At 73.1% G+C, this 22,707-nt stretch carries 18 protein-coding genes; 11 read left to right on the forward strand and 7 right to left on the reverse strand.

Translation table 11 applies throughout. The features are described from left to right. The first annotated feature begins 83 nt into the window (after positions 1-83). The 7 genes from ACQP0T_RS02610 to ACQP0T_RS02640 all read left to right on the forward strand — a co-directional run bounded on the left by ACQP0T_RS02610 (position 84) and on the right by ACQP0T_RS02640 (position 8,429). Positions 84-968 carry an AAA family ATPase gene (locus ACQP0T_RS02610; RefSeq protein ID WP_433871126.1) on the forward strand — a complete coding sequence of 295 codons (885 nt, stop codon included), beginning with the start codon at positions 84-86 and terminating at the stop codon, positions 966-968. Positions 969-1,021: 53 nt separating this feature from the next. Beyond that, positions 1,022-2,065 (forward strand): vWA domain-containing protein, encoded by a 1,044-nt coding sequence (locus ACQP0T_RS02615; protein WP_433873570.1) that lies wholly within the window; start codon positions 1,022-1,024, stop codon positions 2,063-2,065. A 216-nt stretch (positions 2,066-2,281) separates the two neighbouring features. Continuing rightward, positions 2,282-3,400 (forward strand): XdhC family protein, encoded by a 1,119-nt coding sequence (locus ACQP0T_RS02620; RefSeq protein WP_433871127.1) that lies wholly within the window; start codon positions 2,282-2,284, stop codon positions 3,398-3,400. Positions 3,401-3,490: 90 nt separating this feature from the next. Next, on the forward strand, positions 3,491-4,033 hold the full coding sequence (locus ACQP0T_RS02625) for a (2Fe-2S)-binding protein (RefSeq protein WP_433871128.1): 543 nt from the start codon (positions 3,491-3,493) through the stop codon (positions 4,031-4,033). Further along, positions 4,030-6,456: a xanthine dehydrogenase family protein molybdopterin-binding subunit gene (locus ACQP0T_RS02630; RefSeq protein WP_433871129.1), complete on the forward strand. Its 2,427-nt coding sequence runs from the start codon at positions 4,030-4,032 to the stop codon at positions 6,454-6,456. The genes ACQP0T_RS02625 and ACQP0T_RS02630 overlap by 4 nt, the downstream gene beginning before the upstream one ends. After that, a complete protein-coding gene (locus ACQP0T_RS02635; RefSeq protein ID WP_433871130.1) occupies positions 6,453-7,307 on the forward strand; it encodes an FAD binding domain-containing protein in 855 nt (284 codons plus the stop codon). Before ACQP0T_RS02630 ends, ACQP0T_RS02635 begins: the two co-directional genes overlap by 4 nt. 357 nt (positions 7,308-7,664) lie before the next feature. Continuing rightward, the gene (locus ACQP0T_RS02640) at positions 7,665-8,429 is read left to right on the forward strand and encodes an SRPBCC domain-containing protein (RefSeq protein ID WP_433871131.1); all 765 of its coding nucleotides are present in this window, start codon (positions 7,665-7,667) and stop codon (positions 8,427-8,429) included. A gap of 236 nt (positions 8,430-8,665) precedes the next feature. Here ACQP0T_RS02640 and ACQP0T_RS02645 read toward each other — a convergent pair whose 3' ends face one another. The 3 genes from ACQP0T_RS02645 to ACQP0T_RS02655 form a co-directional block, all read right to left on the reverse strand. Then, positions 8,666-9,658 (reverse strand): o-succinylbenzoate synthase, encoded by a 993-nt coding sequence (locus ACQP0T_RS02645; protein WP_433871132.1) that lies wholly within the window; start codon positions 9,656-9,658, stop codon positions 8,666-8,668. Positions 9,659-9,684: 26 nt separating this feature from the next. After that, positions 9,685-10,278, reverse strand: coding sequence for a suppressor of fused domain protein (locus ACQP0T_RS02650; protein WP_345368142.1), 594 nt, complete (start codon positions 10,276-10,278; stop codon positions 9,685-9,687). Positions 10,279-10,479: 201 nt separating this feature from the next. Further along, positions 10,480-12,141, reverse strand: coding sequence for a DNA repair helicase XPB (locus ACQP0T_RS02655; RefSeq protein ID WP_433871133.1), 1,662 nt, complete (start codon positions 12,139-12,141; stop codon positions 10,480-10,482). 171 nt (positions 12,142-12,312) lie between these two features. On the opposite strand from ACQP0T_RS02655, the gene ACQP0T_RS02660 reads away from it, so the two are divergent. The 3 genes from ACQP0T_RS02660 (at position 12,313) to mdlC (ending at position 15,282) form a co-directional block, all read left to right on the forward strand. After that, positions 12,313-12,981: an LppU/SCO3897 family protein gene (locus ACQP0T_RS02660; protein ID WP_433871134.1), complete on the forward strand. Its 669-nt coding sequence runs from the start codon at positions 12,313-12,315 to the stop codon at positions 12,979-12,981. Between the two features lie 211 nt (positions 12,982-13,192). After that, complete coding sequence (locus ACQP0T_RS02665; protein ID WP_433871135.1) at positions 13,193-13,567, forward strand: hypothetical protein; 375 nt, start codon at positions 13,193-13,195, stop codon at positions 13,565-13,567. Between the two features lie 119 nt (positions 13,568-13,686). After that, positions 13,687-15,282 carry a benzoylformate decarboxylase gene (mdlC, locus tag ACQP0T_RS02670; RefSeq protein ID WP_433871136.1) on the forward strand — a complete coding sequence of 532 codons (1,596 nt, stop codon included), beginning with the start codon at positions 13,687-13,689 and terminating at the stop codon, positions 15,280-15,282. A 72-nt stretch (positions 15,283-15,354) separates the two neighbouring features. On the opposite strand, the gene ACQP0T_RS02675 is transcribed toward mdlC, so the two are convergent. Genes ACQP0T_RS02675 through ACQP0T_RS02690 form a run of 4 tightly spaced genes read right to left on the reverse strand, consistent with a single transcriptional unit; the run spans position 15,355 to position 18,804 of the window. Next, the gene (locus ACQP0T_RS02675; protein ID WP_433871137.1) at positions 15,355-16,194 is read right to left on the reverse strand and encodes an ABC transporter ATP-binding protein; all 840 of its coding nucleotides are present in this window, start codon (positions 16,192-16,194) and stop codon (positions 15,355-15,357) included. A 7-nt stretch (positions 16,195-16,201) separates the two neighbouring features. Continuing rightward, positions 16,202-17,008, reverse strand: a complete 807-nt coding sequence (locus ACQP0T_RS02680; RefSeq protein ID WP_433871138.1) for an ABC transporter permease — start codon at positions 17,006-17,008, stop codon at positions 16,202-16,204. Continuing rightward, the gene (locus ACQP0T_RS02685) at positions 17,005-17,772 is read right to left on the reverse strand and encodes an ABC transporter permease (RefSeq protein WP_345368135.1); all 768 of its coding nucleotides are present in this window, start codon (positions 17,770-17,772) and stop codon (positions 17,005-17,007) included. The genes ACQP0T_RS02680 and ACQP0T_RS02685 overlap by 4 nt, the downstream gene beginning before the upstream one ends. A gap of 18 nt (positions 17,773-17,790) precedes the next feature. Then, entirely contained in the window at positions 17,791-18,804 is a 1,014-nt protein-coding gene (locus tag ACQP0T_RS02690; RefSeq protein ID WP_433871139.1) for an ABC transporter substrate-binding protein, read from the reverse strand. 663 nt (positions 18,805-19,467) lie between these two features. Between ACQP0T_RS02690 and ACQP0T_RS02695 the strand changes: the two genes are divergently transcribed. Beyond that, positions 19,468-22,698 (forward strand): nitrate- and nitrite sensing domain-containing protein, encoded by a 3,231-nt coding sequence (locus tag ACQP0T_RS02695; RefSeq protein WP_433871140.1) that lies wholly within the window; start codon positions 19,468-19,470, stop codon positions 22,696-22,698. Positions 22,699-22,707: the final 9 nt, after the last annotated feature.

Consider the following 22,707-nt stretch of genomic DNA (forward strand, 5'->3'; position numbering starts at 1 on the left):
CCTCACTCAGAACCCCGGGGGCGCCGGTACCGGGTGGTTGCGGGGCCCTCACAAACCGCTTCCGTTCGCATACCCTCGGCCCCATGGCGGTGGACCGAGCGCACGACCTGACTTCCCCGGCCGAGGTGGCCAAGGCCCTGGACGGCACGGGCTACCTGCCCGACGACGGCATCGCCACGGCGGCGTTCCTGGCGATGCGGATGCGCCGTCCGCTGCTGTGCGAGGGCGAGCCCGGCACCGGGAAGACGGCGCTGGCGCAGGCGCTGGCCGGGGCGCTGGGCGTGGAGCTGATCCGGTTGCAGTGCCACGAGGGCATCGACGCGGCGCAGGCGCTCTACGACTGGGACTTCCCGCGCCAGCTCCTGCACCTGCGCACCCTGGAGGCCGCCTCGACCGGCGGGCTGGACGCCGACGCCGCCGAATCCTCGCTCTACACCGACCGGTTCCTGCTGGCGCGACCGCTGCTGCGGGCGCTGCGGGAGGCGCCGTGCGTGCTGCTGGTCGACGAGATCGACCGGGCCGACGACGAGTTCGAGGCCTTCCTGCTGGAAGTGCTCTCCGAGTACGCGGTGAGCATCCCGGAGCTCGGCGAGGTGCGGGCGGTCGAACCGCCGATCGTGCTGCTCACCTCCAACCGCACCCGCGAGGTGCACGACGCGCTCAAGCGCCGCTGCCTCTACCACTGGCTGGAGCACCCGGACCAGGAGCGGGAGGTGGCGATCCTGCGCCGCAGGCTGCCCGGGCTGGACGACCGGCTGGCCGAGCGGGTGGCCGGTGCGGTGCGCCGGATGCGGGAGCTGGAGCTGCTCAAGCCGCCCGGGGTCGCCGAGGCGCTGGACTGGGCGCAGGCGTTGCAGGCGCTCGGCCAGGACGAGGTGGACACCGAGGTGGCCGCGAGCACCCTCGGCGCGGTGCTGAAGTACCGGGAGGACGCCGAACGGGTGCGGGCCGCGGGCCTCGTGCCGTGACCCGCCCGCTGACCGGCCTGGTGGGGTTCGCCCGCGCGCTGCGGCATTCCGGGATGGCCTGCGATCCGGCGCGGGTGCAGGCGTTCCTCGCCGCCGCCGAGCACGTGGAGCTGGCCGACCGGAGCGCGCTGTACTGGGCGGGCCGGGTGACGCTGTGCGCCGACCCCGACGACGTGCCGCGCTACGACGCGGCGTTCGCGCTGTGGTTCCGCGCCGAGCCGCTGCCGGTGGAGCAGCCGGGCCCGCCGGTGCCCCGCCCGGCGCGGATCGCGCCGCTGGCCGAGGACGGCGGCGAGGACGGGGAGGGCGGCGGTGATCCGCTGGCCGCGGCGGCCAGCGACGCCGAGCGGCTCCGGGAGCGCGACCTCGGCGATCTGGGCGAGGCGGAGCGGGAGCACCTCCGGCGGATGCTGGCGGTGCTGCGGCCCGATCCGCCGTCCCGGGCGGCGCTGCGCAGGCGCCGCAGCAGGCGGGGTGAGCTGGACCCGCGCGGCACCCTGCGGGAGCTGCTGCGCTCCGGCGGGGAACCGGTCCGGTTCGCCCGGCGCAGCACCGCGCGCCGTCCGCGCCGGGTGGTGCTGCTGGTCGACGTGTCCGGGTCGATGACGCCCTACGCCGACGCGCTGCTGCGGTTCGCGCACGTGGTGGTGCGGCGGGCCCCGATGAGCACCGAGGTGTTCACCCTCGGCACCCGGATGACCCGGGTGAGCAGGCAGTTGCGGCAGCGCGACCCGGAGGCGGCGCTGGCGGCGGCGTCCCGCGCGGTGCCGGACTTCAGCGGCGGGACCCGGCTCGGCGAGACGCTGCGGGCGTTCCTGGACCGGTGGGGGCAGCGCGGTGTCGCGCGCGGCGCGGCGGTGGTGGTGTTCTCCGACGGCTGGGAGCGCGGGGACACGGCGTTGCTGGCCGAGCAGCTGCACCGATTGCGCCGGCTCGCGCGCGGGGTGGTGTGGGCCAACCCGCACGCCGGGCATTCCGGGTACCAGCCGGTGCAGTCCGGGATTGTCGCGGCCCTGCCGCACGTTGATCGGTTGGTGGCCGGACACAGCCTGCGTTCGCTGGAGGACGTGTGGTCGTGGGTCCGGCGGACGGGTTAGGACTGCTTTCACGATGACTTGCGTGGCGGTGCGGGTGGCGGAACCTCAGCGGCCTTCTCACTCCGGGAGCCCCTCGGCGATGTACCCACTTCGTACCCGGCGTCGGCGCTGTCCTCGCGAGAAGGCCGCTGAGAACCCGCGGCGGTGCAAGTCGACGGCCTCACCGCGAAGCGGCTCCGCCGCTTCCTGGAAGGGCCCCTGAGCCGGAGGTGTGCTGTGCGTGACGTGCTGGACGAGTTGAGCAAGCGCTGGGAGGCGGGCGAGCCGGTCGGGCTCGGGACCGTGGTGGACACCTTCAAATCGGCGCCGCGGCAGTCGGGGGCGGCGATGCTGGTCACCGGGGACGGCGAGGCGGTCGGCAGCGTCTCCGGCGGCTGCGTGGAGGGCGCGGTCTACGAGCGGGCCGGTGCCGTGCTCGGCGGTGATCCGCCGCTGCTGGAGCGCTACGGGGTGAGCGACGACGACGCCTTCGCGGTGGGGCTGACCTGCGGCGGGATCATCGACATCTTCGTCGAGCGGGTCGACCGGGAGACCTTCCCGGAGCTCGACGAGGTGGTGCGGGCGGTGCGCGACGAGGTGCCGGTGGCGGTGGCCACCGTGGTCGCGCACCCGGACGCCGGGCTGGTCGGGCGCAGGCTGCTGGTGTGGCGCGACCGGGTGGTCGGCGGGTTCGGCTCGGCCCGGATGGACGACGCGGTGATCGACGACGCGCGGGGGATGCTGGCCAGCGGGCGCAGCGGGGTCCTGGAGTACGGCCCGGAGGGGCAGCGCCGGGGCGAGGGGCTGAAGGTCTTCGTCAACTCCTTCGAGCCGCCGCCGCGGATGCTGGTGTTCGGCGCGATCGACTTCGCCGCCGCGATGGCGCGGATGGGCAGCTTCCTCGGCTACCGGGTGACGGTGTGCGACGCGCGGCAGGTGTTCGCCACCAAGACCCGGTTCCCGGAGGCCGACGAGGTGGTCGTGGAGTGGCCGCACCGCTACCTCGCCGCGGAGGCCGCCGCCGGGCGGCTGGACGAGCGCACCGCGGTCATGGTGCTCACCCACGACCCCAAGTTCGACGTGCCGGTGCTGGAGGAGGCGCTGCGGCGCGACGTCGGCTACGTCGGCGCGATGGGCTCCCGGCGCACCCACGACGACCGGCTGCGGCGGCTGCGCGAGCAGGGGCTCACCGAGGCGGAGCTGGCCCGGTTGTCCTCGCCGATCGGGCTGGACCTCGGGGCCCGGACGCCGGAGGAGACGGCGGTGTCCATCGCGGCGGAGCTGATCGCGCTGCGCTGGGGCGGTCGCGGAACGCGACTGAGCGAGGCCGACGGGCCGATCCACCATCACCCGTGAGTCCGATTGCCGGGACTCGTTCGGCGTAGCAGGCTCGGGACGACGTGACCTCCATCACCCCAGTGGAGCACTCGTTGCCGAGGAGGCCCCATGCCGCGCATCACCGTCACCGTCGACGGCGATCGGTACGCCGATGACGTCGAACCGCGCCTGCTGCTCGTCCAGTACCTCCGCGAACGGCTGGGCAAGGTCGGCACCGTCGTCGGCTGCGACACCAGCAACTGCGGCGCCTGCACCGTGCACCTGGACGGGCGCAGCGCGAAGTCCTGCTCCGTGCTCGCCGTCCAGGCCGACGGCTGCGAGGTGCGGACCGTCGAAGGGCTGGCCGACGGCGAGCTGCACCCCGTCCAGCAGGCGTTCCACGACAACCACGCCTTGCAGTGCGGGTTCTGCACGCCGGGCATGATCATGCAGTCCCTCGACCTGCTCGCCGACGAGCCGGACCCGACCGAGCAGCAGGTGCGCGAGGGCCTGGAGGGCAACCTCTGCCGCTGCACCGGCTACCAGAACATCGTCCGCGCGGTGCGGGACGCGGCCGGGCGGCTGCGCGCCACCGCCGAACCCGACGTCGAGCCACCGGCCCCGCGCGAGCCCGCCGACCGGGCCGCCGAGCTCTCCGGGGGTCGCTCATGACCTCGACCGCCGAACCGGAACTCGGCCGCGCCCGCCTCCGCAAGGAGGACGCGCGGCTGCTCACCGGGCGCACCCGGTGGACCGACAACCTGGTGCTGCCGGGGATGCTGCACCTCGCGGTGCTGCGCAGCCCGGTCGCGCACGCCCGGATCACCGCCGTCGACACCACCGAGGCGCGCCGGATGTCCGGGGTGCGGGCGGTGTTCACCGGCCGCGACCTCGCCGACGTGCAGGGTTCGCTGCCGTGCGCGTGGCCGGTCACCGAGGACATGCTGGCGCCCGCCGCACCGCCGCTGGCCGTCGACGAGGTGCGCTTCGCCGGGGAGGCCGTCGCGGTGGTGGTGGCCCGCAGCGCCGCCGAGGCCCGCGACGCGCTGGACGCCATCGACGTGGACTACGCGGACCTGCCGGTGGTGCTCGACCTGGAGTCGGCCGCCGCGCCGGATTCCCCGCCGGTGCACGCCGACCTCGGCACCAACCGCAGCGCCACCTGGACCTTCGACTCGGCCGAGGCGGGCACCGGCGGCGACGTGGAACGCGCGCTGGCCGAGGCGGAGGTGCGGATCGACCGGACCTTCCGGCAGCAGCGGCTCGTCCCGGCGTTCATGGAACCGCGCTCGGTGGTGGTGGACCCGACCGGGGAGCAGACGACGGTGTGGTCGGCGACCCAGGTGCCGCACATCCTGCGGCTGATGCTGGCCATGTCGCTGGGTGTGCCGGAGACCAAGATCCGGGTGATCGCCCCCGACGTCGGCGGCGGCTTCGGCGGCAAGCTCCAGGTGACGCCGGAGGAGGTCCTCACCTTCGTGGTGGCCCGCGAGCTCGGCCGCCCGGTGAAGTGGACCGAGACCCGCTCGGAGAGCATGGTCTCGGCGCACCACGGCCGCGACCAGGTGCAGAAGCTGTCCCTGGCGGCCCGGCGGGACGGCACGGTCACCGGGCTGAAGGTGGAGCTGCTCGCCGACATGGGCGCCTACCTGCGGCTGGTGACGCCGGGCGTGCCGATCCTCGGCGCGTTCATGTTCAACGGGATCTACAAGTTCCCCGCCTACCACTTCTCCTGCACCAACGTCTTCACCACCAAGACGCCCACCGACGCCTACCGGGGCGCGGGGCGGCCGGAGGCCACCTTCGCGATCGAGCGGATGATGGACGAGCTGGCCGCCGAGCTCGGCACCGACCCGCTGGAGCTGCGGCGGCGGAACTGGATCGGGCACGAGGAGTTCCCGTTCGACACCGTCGCCGGGCTCACCTACGACTCCGGGAACTACGAGGCCGCCACCGCGCGGGCCGAAGAGCTGTTCGGCTACCAGGAGCTGCGCGCCGAGCAGCGGCGGCGCCGGGAGGGCGGCGACCCGGTGCAGCTCGGGATCGGCGTGTCCACCTTCACCGAGATGTGCGGGCTGGCGCCGTCGCGGGTGCTGGGCTCGCTGTCCTACGGCGCGGGCGGCTGGGAGCACGCGGCGATCCGGGTGCTGCCCACCGGCAAGGTCGAGGTCGTCACCGGCACCTCGCCGCACGGCCAGGGGCACGTGACGGCGTGGAGCCAGCTCGTCGCCGACCGGCTCGGCGTGCCGTTCGAGGACGTCGAGGTGCTGCACGGCGACACCCAGAGCTCGCCGCGCGGGCTGGACACCTACGGCTCGCGGTCGCTGGCGGTCGGCGGCGTGGCGGTGGTCGAGGCCGCCGACAAGGTGGTGGCCAAGGCCAAGCGGATCGCCGCGCACCTGCTGGAGTGCGCGGAGGACGACGTCGAGTTCGACGCGGGCAGCTTCGGGGTGCGCGGCACCGGCCGCGGGGTCGCGCTCGGCGAGGTGGCGCTGGCCGCGTTCGCCGCGCACGACCTGCCCGACGGCGTGGAGCCCAACCTCGACGCCGAGGCCAGCTACGACCCGGAGAACTTCAGCTTCCCGCACGGCACCCACCTGTGCGCGGTCGAGGTGGACACCGAGACCGGCCGGGTGGGCATCCGCTCCTACGTCTGCGTCGACGACATCGGCACCGTGGTGAACCCGATGATCGCCGAGGGCCAGGTGCACGGCGGGCTCGCCCAGGGCATCGCCCAAGCGCTGTACGAGGAGGCCGTGCACGACGAGGAAGGCACCTTGACCACCGGCACGCTCGCGGAGTACCTGGTGCCCTCGGCGGTGGACCTGCCGGACTTCGTCACCGACCGCACCGAGACCCGGGCGACCTCGAACCCGCTGGGCGTCAAGGGCGTCGGCGAGGCGGGCACCATCGCCTCCACCCCGGCGGTCGTCGGTGCGGTGGTCGACGCGCTGCGCCACCTCGGGGTGCGCGACGTGCCGATGCCGTGCTCGCCGCAGCGGGTGTGGCGGGCGATCAGCGGCGCGCGGGAGAGCGCGGCGACCGCACCGGAAGCCGGGGGCGGTCTCGGCTCCACGAGGGGGGATGCCCGATGATCCCGGCCCACTTCGACTACGTCGCGCCCACCTCGATCGCCCAGGCGGTCGGGGTGCTGGCCCGCGCCGACGACGACGCGAAGGTGCTGGCGGGCGGGCAGAGCCTGCTGCCGGTGCTGCGGATGCGGCTCGCCGACCCCGGGCTGGTCGTCGACCTCGGCCGGATCGAGGAGCTGCGCGGCATCCGCGAGGACGGCGACGCGCTGGTCATCGGCGCCACCACCACCCACCACGACGTGCTGCGCGATCCGCTGGTCGCCGAGCACGCGCCGCTGCTCGCGCTGGCCGCCCGGACCGTGGCCGATCCGCAGGTCCGCCACCGCGGCACCTTCGGCGGGGCGCTGGCGCACGCCGATCCGGCCGGGGACCTGCCCGCCCCGGCGCTGGCGCTGGACGCCGAGTTCGTGATCGACGGACCGTCCGGGCGGCGCACCGTCGCCGCGGCGGACTTCTTCGTCGACCTGTTCTCCACCGCGCTGGGCCACGGCGAGCTGCTCACCGAGGTCCGGGTGCCGAAGTGGACCGGCTGGCGGGCGCACTACGAGAAGTTCCAACGGGTCGCGCAGGCCTGGTCGATCGTCGGGGTGGCGGCGGCGGTGCGGGTCGACGGCGGCACCGTCGAGCAGGCCCGGATCGCGCTGACCAACATGGGACCGACCCCGGTGCGGGCCACCGCGGTGGAGCGCGCGCTGGTCGGCGGGCCCGCGACGGCCGAGGCGGTGCGGGCGGCGGCCCGGCACGCCGCCGAGGGCACCAGCCCGGCCGCCGACGCCGGCGCCGACGTGGACTACCGGCGGCACCTCGCCGAGGTGCTCACCGGCCGCGCGGTGCTGGCCGCCGCGGGCGGTTGAGAGGCTCCGGCAAGGGGGCGCCGTCGCCGAGCGGGGAGCAGCGTGGTGGTCGGCAAGGCGGAGGAGGGAGTCGCAGCGGAGCTGCGGCGACTGACGACAACGCCACCGACCGCCACGCCGGCCCCGCGCAGGCAGGCAGTCCTTTTGCCGGAGCCTCTGAGGCGGCGATCATCGCGCCCGGCGGGGAAAGTTGGCAGAGTGGGACGGGCGGTCCACCGGGCCGCCCGTCCCGGCCGGCGGAGTCCGCTCCCCGCCGGGGCACCGCGCGATCGCGGGCCCGCCCACCGGGTCCGACGATGGCCGCGCAGGACAACGGCTCCGCGGAGCCGCGTTCGGTCGAACCAGGAGGACTCCCCCGTGCAGATGCAGCATCAGTTCACCGTCCCGGTGCCGGTCGACCAGGCGTGGAAGGCCATGCTGGACCTGGAACGCGTCGCACCGTGCATGCCCGGCGCCACCCTCACCGGGGTCGAGGGCAACGAGTTCACGGGTTCGGTCAAGGTCAAGCTCGGTCCGGTCACCCTGCTCTACAAGGGCACCGGTGAGTTCAAGGAGATCGACGAGGCGGGCCGGCGCGTCGTCATCGACGCCAGCGGCAAGGACTCCCGGGGCAACGGCACGGCGGCGGCCACCGTCACCGCGGTGCTCAGCGACGAGGGCGGGACGACGGCGGTGACCGTCGACACCGACCTCAAGGTGACCGGCAAGCCCGCCCAGCTCGGCCGCGGCCTGATCTCGGAGGTCGGCGGCAAGATCATCGGCCAGTTCGCCGACCGGCTCGCCGAACAGCTCACCGGCGAGTCCGCCGAACCGGCCACCGCCGGGGGTCCGCCCGCCGCCGAGTCGGCCGAGGGCAGCACCGCCCCGAAGGCCCCGGCGGCCGACGAGCCCGCCGAGCAGCCCGCCCAGCCCTCGCCCGCGGACCGGTCCGCCGAGCCGAGCTGGCGGGTCACCCCGGTCGCCGGTCCCGAGCAGCAGCGCGCCCAGGACGACGAGGCGATCGACCTGCTCGGCACCGCGGGCGCCCCGGTGGTCAAGCGGGTGCTGCCCGCCGCCGCCGCGTTCCTGGCGCTCACCCTGCTGTTCCGCATCATCCGCCGCCGCAAGCACCGCAACAGCTGACCCGCCGCCGCACGCCACCGGCCAGCACACCACCGGCCAGCACACCACCGGCGCCACCAGGACCACCGGCGCCACCAGGACCACCGGCGCCACCGGCTCCGCCCAACACGCCCGGCCCCAACCGGGGGTCACCCGGAAGTCCGCTGAGTGAGGGGCACCCTTGACCAAGTAACTGGGTGAAGGGTGCCCCTCACTCATGGCGAAATCGGGTGATGCGGGCGTGTCCGGCTGGTTGGTCAGGACTCGGTGAGCAGGGCGTGGACCCGGCGGAGGCGGTCCAGCCAGCGGTGCCGGACCTGCGCGGGCGGGGTGGCCGCCGCGACCAGCGCCGGGTCCGGGGCGGGCGCGGCGGTGGGCACCGGCAGCTCGCCGTCGACCGGCAGCAGCGAGTCGGCGACCACGTCGCCCTCCAGCAGCGCCACCGTGCCGAGACCGCAGGCGAAGGGCAGTTCCGGCAGCGCCCCGGCCAGCGCCAGCTGCGCGCTGAGCCCCACGCTGCTCTCCACCGCCGAGGACACCACGCACGGCAGTCCGCTGGCCTCGGCGACCCGCAGCGCCCGGCGCACCCCGCCCAGCGGTGTCGCCTTGATCACCGCGACGTCGGCGGCCCCGGCCAGCGCCACCCGCAGCGGGTCCTCGGCGCGGCGGATCGACTCGTCGGCGGCGATGCGCACCTCGACCCGGCGGCGCACGGCGGCCAGCTCCTCGACCGCCGGGCACGGCTGCTCGACGTACTCCAAGCCGCCCGCCGCCCGGTCCAGCTCCGCGATCCGGGCGACCGCGGTGTCGACGTCCCAGGCCGCGTTGGCGTCCACCCGGATCGCCCCGCCCGGACCCAGCGCGTCGCGCACCGCCGCCACCCGGTCCAGGTCCTCGGCGGGGGACCGGCCCGGTTCGGCGACCTTGACCTTCGCGGTGCGGCAGGCCGAGCGGGCGACGATCGCGGCGGCCCGCTCGGCGTCCACCGCGGGCACCGTGCAGTTCACCGGCACCCGGTCGCGCACCGGAGCGGGCCAGCCGCCGGCGCAGGACTCCAGCGCGGTGCGCAGCCACGGCACCGACGCCGCGTCGTCGTAGTCCTCGAACGGGCAGAACTCGCCCCAGCCCGCCGGTCCGCCCAGCAGCACCCCGGTCCGCACCTCGATGCCGCGGAAGCGGTTGCGCATCGGCAGCGCGTAGACCCGCACCGCGTCCAGTTCCGCCAGGTCGGTGAGCTCGGTCGAGGACATGCCCCGATCCTGTCACTGCGCGGTGGTCACGCCACGCTGGGCCGACCCAGGTCGAACACGTCGACCTCGAAGCGCGCCCACTGCTGGCGCAGCGCGGTGACGCCCTCGTCGAGGATGTAGTTGAGCTCGCCGAGGGTCACCGGGAGCAGGGTGAACACCTGGAGCTGCTCGACGCCCTCGGCGTCGGTGAAGCGGGTGAACTCCGCGGGGAACAGCGGGTGCCCGCTGGCCAGCACGCCGTGGAACTCGGTGCCCGGCAGCAGCGGCGCCTCGTTCGGCACGATCTGGTCGGGGACCAGGTAGGTGCGCTCCCGCACCAGCAGTTCGGCGGTGAGGTCCACCAGGTGCCGCGCGGCCTCGGCCTGCTCCTTGTAGACGGTGCAGGCGAGCTCCTGGGCCGGTTCGGCGCCCAGCGGCTGGAACCGCAGGCCGCTGCTGATCACGGTGCTCAGGTGGTGTTCGGCCTGGTGGAAGAACACCAGCCCGTAGCCGCGGTTGCTGCCCCGGACGTTCGGCGGTTCGGCTCCGGTGGGCGTCCCCGCGTGCCGCTCGAGGCTCTCCGCGAGCCCGACGAACCGGTGTGCCCCTCCCATCGCGGTGCGTTCCTGCTCGGTGGTCATCCGATCTCCAGTGTCGTGCGGGGGCACCGGTGACGGGCGACCGGTGCCGCGCTCGCACCGCCCGGCGCGCGTGGGCGACGAATCCGTGCGGGGCGGGACTGCTGTCGCCGCAACGGTATCCCCTCGACGGCCGAGCGAGGACCCGATCCGCCGACGGCGCGCCCCCGAGTCGCCGAGCGGTCGCGGCACCCCGCCCGGGCCTCAGCCGACGTCGGGGATGGCGGGGCCCAGCAGGTCGTCCGAGTCGACGATCCGGTAGGCGTAGCCCTGCTCGGCGAGGAACCGCTGCCGGTGCGCGGCGTAGTCGGTGTCCAGGGTGTCGCGGGAGACCACCGAGTAGAAGTGCGCCTGCCGCCGCTCCGCCTTGGGCCGCAGCAACCGGCCGAGCCGCTGGGCCTCCTCCTGGCGGGAGCCGAACGTGCCGGAGACCTGCACGGCCACCGAGGCCTCCGGCAGGTCGATGGAGAAGTTCGCGACCTTCGACACCACGAGCCGGTTGATCTCGCCGCGCCGGAACGCGTCGAACAGCGCCTCGCGCTCCTTGTTCTTGGTGGAGCCCTCCACGATCGGCGCCTCCAGCGCCTCGCCGAGCTCGTGCAGCTGGTCCAGGTAGGCGCCGATGACCAGGGCCGGTTCGCCGGGGTGCTCGTCCAGGATCGCCTTGACCACCGGCGCCTTCGTGCGCGCCGTGGAGCACACCTTGTAGCGCTCCTCGGCCTCGGCGGTGGCGTAGCGCAGCCGCTCGTCGTCGGTCAGCGTCACCCGCACCTCGACGCACTCGGCGGGCGCGATCCAGCCCTGGGCCTCGATGTCCTTCCACGGCGCGTCGTAGCGCTTGGGGCCGATCAGCGAGAACACGTCGCCCTCGCGGCCGTCCTCCCGCACCAGGGTCGCGGTCAGCCCGAGCCGGCGGCGGGACTGCAGGTCGGCGGTCATCCGGAACACCGGGGCGGGCAGCAGGTGGACCTCGTCGTAGACCACCAGGCCCCAGTCCCGGGAGTCGAACAGCTCCAGGTGCTTGTACTCGCCCTTGGACTTGCGGGTGATCACCTGGTAGGTGGCGATGGTGACCGGGCGGATCTCCTTCTTCTCCCCGGAGTACTCGCCGATCTCCTCCTCGGTCAGCGAGGTCCGCTCGATCAGCTCCCGCTTCCACTGCCGCCCGGCGACGGTGTTGGTGACCAGGATCAGGGTGGTGGCCTGCGCCTCGGCCATCGCCGCCGCGCCGACCAGCGTCTTGCCCGCACCGCAGGGCAGCACCACGACGCCCGAGCCGCCCGCCCAGAACGACTGCACCGCCTGGGCCTGGTAGTCGCGCAGCGTCCAGTCGTCCTGCTCCAGGGCGATCGGGTGCGCCTCGCCGTCGACGTAGCCCGCCAGGTCCTCGGCGGGCCAGCCGATCTTGAGCAGCATCTGCTTGAGCCGACCCCGCTCGCTGGGGTGCACCACGACGGTGTCGTCGTCGATCCGGTCGCCCAGCATCGGCTTGATCTTCTTGTGCCGCAGCACCTCTTCGAGCACCGCGCGGTCCAGCGAGTTCAGCACCAGGCCGTGCGCCGGGTGGTTGGCGAGCTGGAGCCTGCCGAAGCGGCCCATCGTCTCGACGATGTCCACCAGCAGCGGCTGCGGCACCGGGAACCGGGAGAACCGGACCAGCGCGTCGACGACCTGCTCCGCGTCGTGGCCCGCGGCGCGGGCGTTCCACAGCGCCAGCGGGGTGATGCGGTAGGTGTGCACGTGCTCGGGCGCGCGCTCCAGCTCGGCGAACGGGGCGATCCCGGTGCGCGCTTCCTCGGCGCGGGCGTGGTCGACTTCCAGCAGCAGCGTCTTGTCGGACTGGACGATCAGGGGGCCGTCGGTCACGGGTGCGTGCTCCCTCGGGTCGGACGGTGGAGGCGCAGGTGGTGGTGGTCGCGGGGGCAACGTCGCGGTCGTCCGCCAGTATTCCACCGGTTGCGATTGGTGGAGGCCGCACCGCCGGTGAGGTGCGTCCGCTATGTTCCCGGATGAGGCGAACGCGACACCGGAGGAGCAGTGAGCTACCCACCGAATCCAGGGCAGTACGGATCGCAGCCGGGACCGTACGGCTCGCAGCCGGGCTGGGGACAGCCGGACCCGCACCAGTCCGGCCCATACCCCGCGCCGGGTCACCAGGGTGACTCGCAGGACTTCTGGCGGCACGTCTCCGGGGGCGCGCCGCCACCGCAGCTGCCCAAGAAGCGCCGCGCCCCGCTGATCATCGGGCTGGTGGCCGCCGTGGTCGCGGTGCTGGCCGTGGCGGCCACGCTGTTCATCGTGTTCACCGCCGAGGACGAGGTCGTGGCCGACGACTGCATCACGCTGGCCAGCCAGGAGGGCGGCCGGATGAGCGAGGCCGAGTGCGGCAGCGGCGAGTCGGACTACCGGGTCGTGGAGGTCGTCGAGGGCCAGCGCAACGACGTGTGCCCCGGCAAGGCGTACAACAAGATCGACGGCAAGACCTACTGCATGGTGCTCGACGTCGCGGTCGGCGACTGCCTGACGCCCTACGACGAGAACCTGCTGCCGATCAAGGCCGACTGCGCCCAGCGCGGCATCGAGAACCAGGTCGTCAAGGTCGCCGACGTCACCGACCACACGAAGGTCTGCGCCGAGCACCACGGCTGGTACTCCTACGAGAACCCGAACATGACCGTCTGCTTCGGCGAGGTCCAGAGGCGCTGATCCGGGGCCGGGTACCGGGCCGATAGCGTGGGGCCCGCCAGAACAGGAGGCCCCGCGCAGTGTTGCCCCCGCCGCCGACGGGCGGTCCCGAACCCCGGCCGCCCGGACGACTGATCGCCGCGGTCCTGATCCCGCTGGCGCTGCTGCTGACCGCGCTGCTGTTCGCGGTCGGCGGGTGGCTCGCGGCCGAGCGGCCGGTGCACGCCGGGCAGTGCGTGGACATCGCCGGGGGACGTGGGGCGGGCACCGGGTGGTCGACTGCGGCTCGCCCGAATCCGACTACCTGGTGGTCCACCGCATCGCCCGCGACGGGCGGTGCCACCCCGACTACGACCTGTTCGAGCTCGACGGGAGCACCATCGCCTGCGGGATCCTGGACGTGCGCGTCGGCGACTGCGTCCACCAGCCGTCGTTCGGCCTCGGCACCAAGGTCCGCTGCGCTGATCCCGCGGCGACGCTGCTGGTCACCGCGGTGGAGGCGACCGCGGCCGGCGAGTCCGCCTGCACCCCGGATTCGGAGGTGTACTGGGTGTACGGGGAGGCGGCCCTGACCCACTGCTTCAAGGCCGTCCCGGCGTTGGTGTGAGCGCGCGGCGCCGCAGTTGACCAGTGATGCACACGTCCTGGCTAGTGCGCACCTCGTATGGTGTCGTGTAAAGCAACCGCGCAGGTGAGCGGGGGCGGCGCAGACGAGGGAGAGGTGCGATGCGCGACGAGGGGCGCACTGTCAGTGACATCACCCGGGGGTTGATGCGGGAGCTCGGGCTGACGACGGTGTTCGGCAACCCGGGTACGACGGAGGTGCCGTTCCTCACGGGTTGGCCGGACGACTTCCACTACGTGCTGGGGCTCCAGGAGTCCGTCGTGGTGGCGATGGCCGACGGCTACGCCCAGTCGCGCCGCGAGCCGGTGCTGGTGAACCTGCACTCGGCGGGCGGGGTCGGTCATGCGCTGGGCGCGATCTTCACCGCGTACCGCAACCGCACGCCGATGATCGTCACCGCCGGGCAGCAGACCCGCACCCTGATGTTCGACGAACCGTTCCTGGGCGCGACCGACGCCACCACCTTCCCCAAGCCCTACGTGAAGTGGAGCTACGAGCCCGCGCGCGCCGCCGACGTGCCCGCCGCGCTGGTGCGCGCCCACCAGCTCGCCACGACCCCGCCGCACGGCCCGGTGTTCGTGTCCATCCCGGCCGACGACTGGGACGAGCCGGGCGTGCCGGTCGCCGCCCGCCCGCGCATCGCGCCCCCCGCTCCCGCCCCCGAGGCGGTCGCCGACCTCGCCGAGGCGCTGCGCTCCTGCCGCCGGCCCGCGTTCGTGGTCGGCCCGGCGGTCGACGCGGAGAACGCGGTGGACGAGATGGTCGAGCTGGCCGACGGGACCGGGGCCGAGGTGTGGGCGGCGCCGATGTCGCCGCGCTGCTCGTTCCCCGAGGACCACCCGCGCTTCGCCGGGTTCCTCCAGCCCGAGCAGCGCGCCGTCGCCGACGCCCTCGGCGGCTACGACCTGCTCGTGGTGTGGGGCGCCCCGGCGTTCACCTACCACGTCTACCGGGGCGAGGCCGAGACCGCGCTGCCGGAGACGATCCTGGTCCACGACGACCCGGACGTGCTGGCCCGGGCCCGCCAGGGCCGCGGGGTGCTCGGCGGCCTCGGGCACGCGGTCCGCCAGGTCAACGCGCAGGTCGGGCAGGTGCGCCGGGCCGAACCGGTCGGCCCGGCCGAGACCGAGAAGCCCGCCGCCGGTTCCCCGATGTCGGCGGCCTACGTCTTCGACGCGATCTCCGGTGCGCTGCCCAGCGGCGCGGTGGTCGTGGAGGAGACCCCGAGCCACCGCAACGACCTGCACGAGCACTTCCCGATCCGGTCCACCGACGGCGGGTTCTTCACCGGCTTCTCGGGTGCGCTCGGCTACGGCATCGGCGCCTCGGTCGGGGTGGCGCTGGCGGACCGGTCCCGGCGCACCGTGGCGCTGCTCGGCGACGGGGCGAGCATGTACGGCATCCAGGCGGTGTGGACCGCGGTGCGGGAGCAGGCGCCGGTCACGTTCGTGATCATGGACAACGCGCGCTACGCGGCGGTGGCCGTGCTGGGCGAGGCCGCGGGCGGCAGCAAGCTCCCCGGCGTCGAGCTCGGCGGCATCGACTTCGCGGCCCTGGCCACCAGCCTCGGCTGCCCGGCGACCAGGGTGGAGCACCCCGAGGAGCTCAGCGCCGCGCTGGACCAGGAGTTCACCGACCGCACCGGCCCGAGCCTGCTGCACGTCACGGTCGACGCGGGCCAGCGCTACCTCTACTGACGTCCCACCAGGTGAACCGAGTGAGGGGCACCCTTGTCCAAGTTGCTTGGGCAAGGGTGCCCCTCACCTCGGTCAGCGGTGGGCGTTCGCCTTTTCCCTGGAGTCGGCGGACCGCTCGTCGGCCGGGGTTCCGGGGGCGGTGCGGACCCGGAGGAGGCGGGCGACCTCGCTGCGCAGGTGCACGAAGGACTCCGACTCGCGGGTGGTGATCTGGTCGCGCTCGTCGCCGAGCGGGATCTCCAGGTCGGCCACGATGGACGCCGGGGACTTCGACAGCACGAACACCCGGTCGCCGAGGTAGATGCTCTCGTCGATGTCGTGGGTGACCAGCAGCACGGTGCTCTCGAACTGGGTGCGCACCCGCAGCAGCAGGTCCTCCAGCTCGAAGCGGGTCTGGGCGTCGACGGAGGCGAACGGCTCGTCCATCAGCAGCAGCGCCGGGCGGCAGGCCAGCGCGCGGGCGATGGACACCCGCTGCTGCATCCCGCCGGAGAGCTGCCACGGGTACTTGCGGGCGGCGCCGGTCAGGCCCACCCACTCCAGCACCTCGTCCGCCCGCTCCCGGCGCTCGGCCTTGCCGACGCCCCGGGCGCGCAGCGGGAACTCCACGTTGGAGCGCACCGACAGCCACGGGAACAGCGAGCGGCTGTAGTCCTGGAACACCACGGCGAGGTCGGACGGCACGCCGCGCACCAGGTCGCCGTGCAGCCGCACCTCCCCGCTGGTCGGCCGGTGCAGCCCGGAAATGGACCGCAGCAGCGTGGACTTGCCGCAGCCGGACGGCCCGACGATGCAGGCCAGTTCCCCGGTGCCCACCTGGAAGTTCAGGTCGTCGATGGCGAGGTGGCCGTTCGGACCGCCGTAGCGGTGCCCGAGACCGGACACGTCGAGCATGGTCTTCGGTTCGGTCATGATGGGGTCAGCCTCCCACTCCGGCAGACGTGGCCTGCGACGGTTGCCAGCGCAGCGCCCGGCGTTCCGCCGCGAGCAGCACCGTGTTGAGCGCGTATCCGAGGACGCCGAGCAGGACGATGCCCGCCCACATGGCGGGGAAGTCCCACTGGCGCTGGTCGAAGATCAGCCGGTAGCCGATGCCGTTGGTGGCGCCGACGAGCTCGGAGACGACCATGAGCACCAGGGCGATCGACAGGCTCACCCGCAGCCCGGCGAAGATCTTCGGGGTCGCGGCGGGCAGCACCACGCCGAGGACCCAGTGCGGCGTCGGGATCCGGAAGGACCGGGCGGTGTCGACCTTGACCTGGTCCACCGACCGCACGCCGTCGACGGTGTTCATCAGGATCGGCCACACCGCGCCGAACACGATGACCGTGATCTGCATGGTGTTGTCGATGCCGAGCAGCACCAGGAACACCGGGACGAGCACCGGCGGCGGGATGGCGCGCATGAACGCGAACAGCGGGCCGACGTAGTCCATCGCGGTGCGGGTGCGGCCGAGCAGCACGCCCAGCCCGACGCCGAGCACCACCGCGATGGCCCACCCGGCGGCGAGCCGGCCGATGCTGGTCAGCACGTCCTGGAACACCACTTCGCCCAGGAACAGCGAGGACGCCGGGCCGTTGAACCAGCTCTCGCCCATCGCCTGCAGGATGCGGGTCGGCGGCGGGAAGAAGGTGCTGCCCGCCAGCCGCGCGGCGAGTTCCCACGCCACCAGCGCGATGGCGAAGACCAGCCAGCGGTTGAGGAATTCGCGGGTCTTGGTGCTCATGCCGCCTCCCGGTCCACCGCGCTCCAGCGCAGGCCGCGCTTGTGCACCTGCTCCAGGATCTCGTTGATCAGGTAGCCGATCAGCCCGGCCACCACGGTGCCGGCCAGCACCAGGTCCATCCGGCCCGCGCCGGTGCTGGCGTTGAGCGCGAAGTTGCCGAGGCCGACGCCGCCGCCCGCCAGGTACTCGGTGCTGACCACCAGGATCAGCGCCACCGCGGCGGACAGCCGGATGCCGGTGAGCACGAAGGGCGCGGAGTGCGGCAGCGCCACGGTGAACATGGTCCGGACGCGGCTGAAGCCGAACGACCGGGCGGTCTCGACCATCACCGGGTCGATCTCGTCGAGCGCGTAGATCGTGTTGAACAGGATCGGCCAGACCGCCGCGTACACGGCCAGCGCGATCTTGGTCTCCGGCCCGGAGCCGACGGCGACCAGGGCCAGCGGGATGAGCGCCACGGACGGCACCGGGCGGAGGAACTCGATGATCACCCGGCTCGCGGTGCGCACCTGCCGGACGCTGCCGAGCAGCAGCCCGGCCGGGACCGCGATGGCGATGGAGATCCCCAGCGCGATGGCCCAGGCCAGCACGGTGGCGACCAGTTCGAGCAGGAAATCGGCCTGGGTGAGCAGTTCGCCCAGGCGGAGCAGCACTGTGGACGGTGGTGGGAAGTACTTCTGGGGCACGAATCCTGATCGGCTGAAGGCTTCCCACACCACCAGGAAGCCCAGCAGGCCGATCAGTCCCCGACTCAGTTTGTTCATGTCCCTGTCGCGTCGAATTCAGTTCTTGGGCGGCTCGATGATCATGCTCGCGACGTCGATGTCGCGATTGATGAACCCGTACTCCTTCATCAGCCGCGGAACCCGCTGCAACCGGGTGGCGTCCGGCCGCGCGTTGAAGTTCAGCAGGCTGATGATCGCGGCCGTTTCCGGGTCGATCTTGGCGAATTCGGGCAGCAGCGGTTCGATCTTGCTGCGGTCCTGGGACTCGGCGACGGCGCGGATCATGACGCGCTGGAACGCCGCGACGGTCTTCGGGTTGGTCTCGCAGAAGTCGGCGGTGGCGCCGTAGCCGGTCAGCGGCAGGTCCTCCAGCGGACCGGTCGCGGTGTCGACCACCGGCACCGCGCCGCTGTCCCGCGCGGCCTGGGTGAGGAACGGCTCGGTGAGGATCGCGGCGTCGACGTCCCCGCGCTGCAACGCGGCGGGCATGTTGATGAACGGGATCGCCGGGAACTCGGAGTTGGCGAAGCTCACACCGTGGGCGCCCATGGTGGCCTTCACCAGGAGCTCGGAGATCGTGCCCGCGCCGCTGATCGCGATAGTCTTGCCCGCGAGGTCCTGCGGCGTGCGCACGCTGGACTGCGGTGAGGTCATGATCACAGTGGTGTTCGGCGCCGCCGACGCGCAGTCCGCGACGATCTTCAGCGGGGCGATGCCCTTGGCCTGCGCGGCGAAGAACGGCACGTAGCTGCTGTAGGTGATGTCGTAGTCACCGCCGATCGTGGCGCTCAGCGCCGCGCCGCCGTCGGGGGCGGTGATGATCTCGACGTTGAGCCCTTCCTGCTGGAAGTAGCCGTTCTTGACCGCGAGGTGCAGCGGGGCCAAGTCGTTGATGGGCAGCGCGCCGACGCGCAGGTTGGCCTTCTCGACCCGGCCGTTGCCGCCTTCAGAGCCCTGCGAGCCGCCGAGGAGTCCGCAACCGGTGGTGCCCATCAGCGCACCGGCGGTCACCGCCCCACCAGCGAGCTTGAGCAGATTCCGGCGTGGAATCGCACTGGGAACGGGGCTCATGATTTCCTCCTTGCATCTGGTGCGATGTGGGGGTTCCGCGGGCAGGGTGGCTGGCCCCGGGTTGGGCAGCGCTGCCGGGTGCGGTTCCTGGCCAGGTTCGATCTCCGGAGCGTCCCGGTGCGATGCGGCGCGCGCGGTTTCCGGCGCGTCGGATCGACCCGGTACGGGCGCGGATGTTCGAACTGTCCGAGTTGACCGGTGGGGATGCCGCTGCGGGGCGGCGGAGCATCGTGTCTCCCGGAACCTGGCGCGGGGGGTGCACCCGAACTGTAGAAGGTCAATTCAGACGCAACAACCAGGTGTAACTAGCTCGTTGTCACACAACTGGCCCAACTGTTGTCTACACCACTCCTGCGAGTGATGGCGCTTCGCTCTGGGGGCCTGACTTGTGACGGGCAGTTAAGTATAGTCTCGCCCGTCGAGGTGACCTGCCTCTGCTTCGGGGGAACAGAAGGATGTGCGATCAGGGAGCGTGATGGCAAGCCCGGCTGACCGAGCCAGGCTCCGCGAGGGGCCGACCGGTGGAGCCGGTAACGCCGTCGTCGCGCTGCGGGCCGGTCCGTGCGAGCACGGGCCCGGGACGCCGGCACCTGCGCACGCTCCGAGCACAATGACCAAGACCGCCTCGGCATGGAGAGGGTGCTAGCCGTGGCGGTGCCGCACATGTCCGCCGCTGCGCAGGAAACAGGGATGCTCAACAACGACCCCGGGACCGGAGCCCGAGCCGGGGAGCACCACTCGAGTGCTCCGATCACCGCTCAGCAGACGAAGTGGTGGCGGCTGCGCAACTGGCGCCTCCGGTACAAGATGGCCGCTGTCCTGCTCGTGCCGACGCTCGCCGCGCTCGGCGTCGGCGGAGTCCGCGTGTACGACGGCCTGGCCACGACCGCTCGCATGAACACCATCGTCGAGCAGGTCGAACTCGCCCAGCGCACCGCGAACCTGACCCACGAACTGCAACGGGAACGCGACTTCGCCGTCGTCTACACCACCAGCAACGGAGCCGACGACCTCGGCGACTACAACGCCCAGATCCAGCGGGTCGACCAGGCGGTGCAGCAGCTGGAGGCGTTCGAGGGGCGCGTCGAGGACTTCGTCCCCGAGGTGGCCGAGGCCTACGACTCCGCCACCAACCGGCTGGACAGCCTCAGCGCGCTGCGCGGCACGATCAACGACCGGTTCACCAGCCCGCAGGCGCTGGTCGCCTACGGCTCGGTGATCGACAGCGTGCTCCAGGTGAGCCGCTCGGTGGCCACCTCCTCGGCGGACACCGGTGTGACCGGCACCGCCCGCGCCACCGAGGCGATCGCCCGGGCCAAGGAGCAGCTCGCCCAGCAGCGCTCGATCCTGCTCGGCGCCGCGCTGCGCAACGAGTTCCTCACCGGCCAGACCGACGCGATCCGGGCCGCCGACGCCCAGTTCGAGGCCGCCTACGCCGAGTTCGTCAACGCCGCGAGCCCGGCCCAGCAGGCGCTGTACTCGGCCCGCGTCGCCGGCGCCGAGGTCGACGGCTCCGAGCAGCTCCTGCAGACCGCCCTGATCGCCGCCGAGGAGGACCGCGACGGCCTCGGGGTCAGCCCGCAGGAGTGGGGCGCCCAGTCGGGCGTGCGGACCGACCTGGTCCGCTCGGTGGAGACCGACCTGCTCAGCCAGTACCACGACGAGTCCAGCGAGCTCGCCGGCTCCGCGCAGTGGACCATGATCCGGGACGCCGGGCTGGTGATCCTGCTGCTGGTGCTGGCCTTCGGCGTCGCGCTGTTCATCGCCCGGTCGATCGTCCGGCCGCTGCGGACGCTGCGCTACGGGGCGCTGGAGATCGCCCAGCAGAGCCTCCCGGACTCGATCACGAAGATCAACGACAATCCGGGCAGCGCCGGGCACGTCTCGGTCCCGCCGGTGCCGGTGCACTCCCAGGAGGAGATCGGCCAGGTCGCCCGCTCCTTCGACGCGGTGCACCAGCAGGCGCTGCGGCTGGCCTCCGAGCAGGCGCTGCTGCGGGCCAACGTCAACGACCTGTTCGTCAACCTCGCCCGCCGCAGCCAGACGCTGGTGCAGCGCCAGCTCGCGCTGATCGACCGGCTGGAGCAGGACGAGCAGGACCCGGACCAGCTCTCCAGCCTGTTCGAGCTGGACCACCTGGCCACCCGGATGCGGCGGAACAACGAGAACCTGCTGATTCTCGGCGGCACCGACCTGACCCGGCGGATGATGCGGCCGGTGCCGCTGTCCGAGGTCCTCGGCGCCGCGGTCTCCGAGGTCGAGCAGTACGCCCGCATCGCCGTCGCCGACTCCCCGGACCTGGCCATCCAGGGCCGCGTGGTCAACGACTTCGTGCACCTGGTCGCCGAGCTGCTGGAGAACGCCACGGTGTTCTCCAACCCCGACACCGAGGTCACGGTGCGCGCCGCCTACCGCAGGCGGGAGCTCGTGGTGGAGATCCGCGACCGGGGCGTGGGCGTCGACTCCGCCGACGTCGACGAGATCAACGAGCGGCTCACCCGGCCGCCGGAGATCGACGTCGCGGTGTCCCGCCGGATGGGCCTGTTCGTGGTCGGGCAGCTCGCCCGCCGCCACGACATCACCGTCGAGCTGCAGAACAACGGCGACCTCGAAGGTGGCGTCACCGCCACGGTGCACCTGTCCGGCGAGTACGTCGCGCAGCTCACCCCGGACGGCCCGGTGCCGATGCCGGACCTGCCGCGCGGGCCGGAGGAGCGCCGCGAGTCCGGTTCCGGCGACACCGGCACCCACCTGGGGCTGGCCGCCGCCTTCGGGCAGGGCGGTCGCGGGGGCGGCTCCGCCGAGCCGCCGACCGAACGCGCCGCGCTGCCGACCCGCTCCCGCCCCGAGGAACCGGCGCGCGAGGAGGTCCCGGACGAGCCGGCCGAACCCGCCCCGGAACTGCCCGCCGAGTACTCGGTGCGGCTGGCCTCCGGGAGTTCGTTCGGCGCCACCGACGTCCCGCAGTGGCAGGATGAGGACCAGGCGCCCGCGGACGACGGGGTCCGCGCCGTGGACTGGCCCAGCGAGGAGATCCCCGAGGAGTTCGCGGACAGCTCCTGCGCGGCCCCGGCCATCGGGGCGGACCTGTTCCGCAACCCCTTCGAGGCGGAGAAGACCGGGAACACCCCCGCCGTCGTCGACGATCCCCCCGGCCGCCCCGAGCCCGCCGGTCGCAGCAACGGCTACCAGCGCAACGGGCAGCAGGACTCGGTGAGCGCCGCCGGACTGCCCCGGCGTCGACCGGCCTCGGCACCCGACTCGGACTCGGGAGCCGCCGCGCCACGGCCGCCGGCGGCTGCCGACGACGAGGCGAAAGGGGCCACCTGGGACATGGACGACGCGCCGACGCAGCGCCTGCCGATCTACGAAGCCGTGCTGTCGCAGTGGTTCCGCGAATCCGAAGGGGACGAGCCGGACACCACCGCCGCCGCGCCGCCGCCGGCGGCTCCCCGACCGATCTCGGAGGAACCGACGTCCACCAACGGTCATCGCGCCCCCGAGCCCGACCAGGGCGAGACGGAGCTGATCGAGGCGACCCCGGCCGCATCGTCGGGCACCGGCCAGCACCCCGTGCTGCCCGCGCCCGAGCCGGGCTGGGGATCGGCCGATGACGGATGGGCCGCCGCCGAGGCGCTGGTCCAGCAGACCCAGCAGGCGCAGGAGACGACCACCTCCGCCGGACTGCCCAAGCGGGTGCCCAAGTCGAACCTGGTCCCGGGTTCGGCGGCTCCCCGCACCGAGCAGCCGGCCCGTCCGAAACCCGCCACACCGCGCTCCGCCGATGCGGTCCGGGGCAGGATGGCGAACTTCCAGCAAGGCATTCGACGTGGTCGGCACGCCAAGAACGACCAGCCCAGCTCGAATTCCAGCCGTCACGAGGAGCAGGAGTGAACGGGTCCG

This window comes from Saccharopolyspora sp. CA-218241 (genome assembly GCF_050954615.1).
Taxonomy (GTDB): domain Bacteria; phylum Actinomycetota; class Actinomycetes; order Mycobacteriales; family Pseudonocardiaceae; genus Saccharopolyspora; species Saccharopolyspora cebuensis.

Coding starts and splice junctions, on each gene's coding strand:
- ACQP0T_RS02610 (WP_433871126.1), top strand. CDS start 84: ATGGCGGTGGACCGAGCGCACGACCTGACTTCCCCGGCCGAGGTGGCC.
- mdlC (WP_433871136.1), top strand. CDS start 13,687: ATGCGCGACGAGGGGCGCACTGTCAGTGACATCACCCGGGGGTTGATG.
- ACQP0T_RS02645 (WP_433871132.1), bottom strand. CDS start 9,658: ATGTCCTCGACCGAGCTCACCGACCTGGCGGAACTGGACGCGGTGCGG.
- ACQP0T_RS02685 (WP_345368135.1), bottom strand. CDS start 17,772: ATGAACAAACTGAGTCGGGGACTGATCGGCCTGCTGGGCTTCCTGGTG.
- ACQP0T_RS02675 (WP_433871137.1), bottom strand. CDS start 16,194: ATGACCGAACCGAAGACCATGCTCGACGTGTCCGGTCTCGGGCACCGC.
- ACQP0T_RS02615 (WP_433873570.1), top strand. CDS start 1,022: ATGGCCTGCGATCCGGCGCGGGTGCAGGCGTTCCTCGCCGCCGCCGAG.
- ACQP0T_RS02650 (WP_345368142.1), bottom strand. CDS start 10,278: ATGACCACCGAGCAGGAACGCACCGCGATGGGAGGGGCACACCGGTTC.
- ACQP0T_RS02630 (WP_433871129.1), top strand. CDS start 4,030: ATGACCTCGACCGCCGAACCGGAACTCGGCCGCGCCCGCCTCCGCAAG.
- ACQP0T_RS02680 (WP_433871138.1), bottom strand. CDS start 17,008: ATGAGCACCAAGACCCGCGAATTCCTCAACCGCTGGCTGGTCTTCGCC.
- ACQP0T_RS02625 (WP_433871128.1), top strand. CDS start 3,491: ATGCCGCGCATCACCGTCACCGTCGACGGCGATCGGTACGCCGATGAC.
- ACQP0T_RS02695 (WP_433871140.1), top strand. CDS start 19,468: ATGTCCGCCGCTGCGCAGGAAACAGGGATGCTCAACAACGACCCCGGG.
- ACQP0T_RS02690 (WP_433871139.1), bottom strand. CDS start 18,804: ATGAGCCCCGTTCCCAGTGCGATTCCACGCCGGAATCTGCTCAAGCTC.
- ACQP0T_RS02635 (WP_433871130.1), top strand. CDS start 6,453: ATGATCCCGGCCCACTTCGACTACGTCGCGCCCACCTCGATCGCCCAG.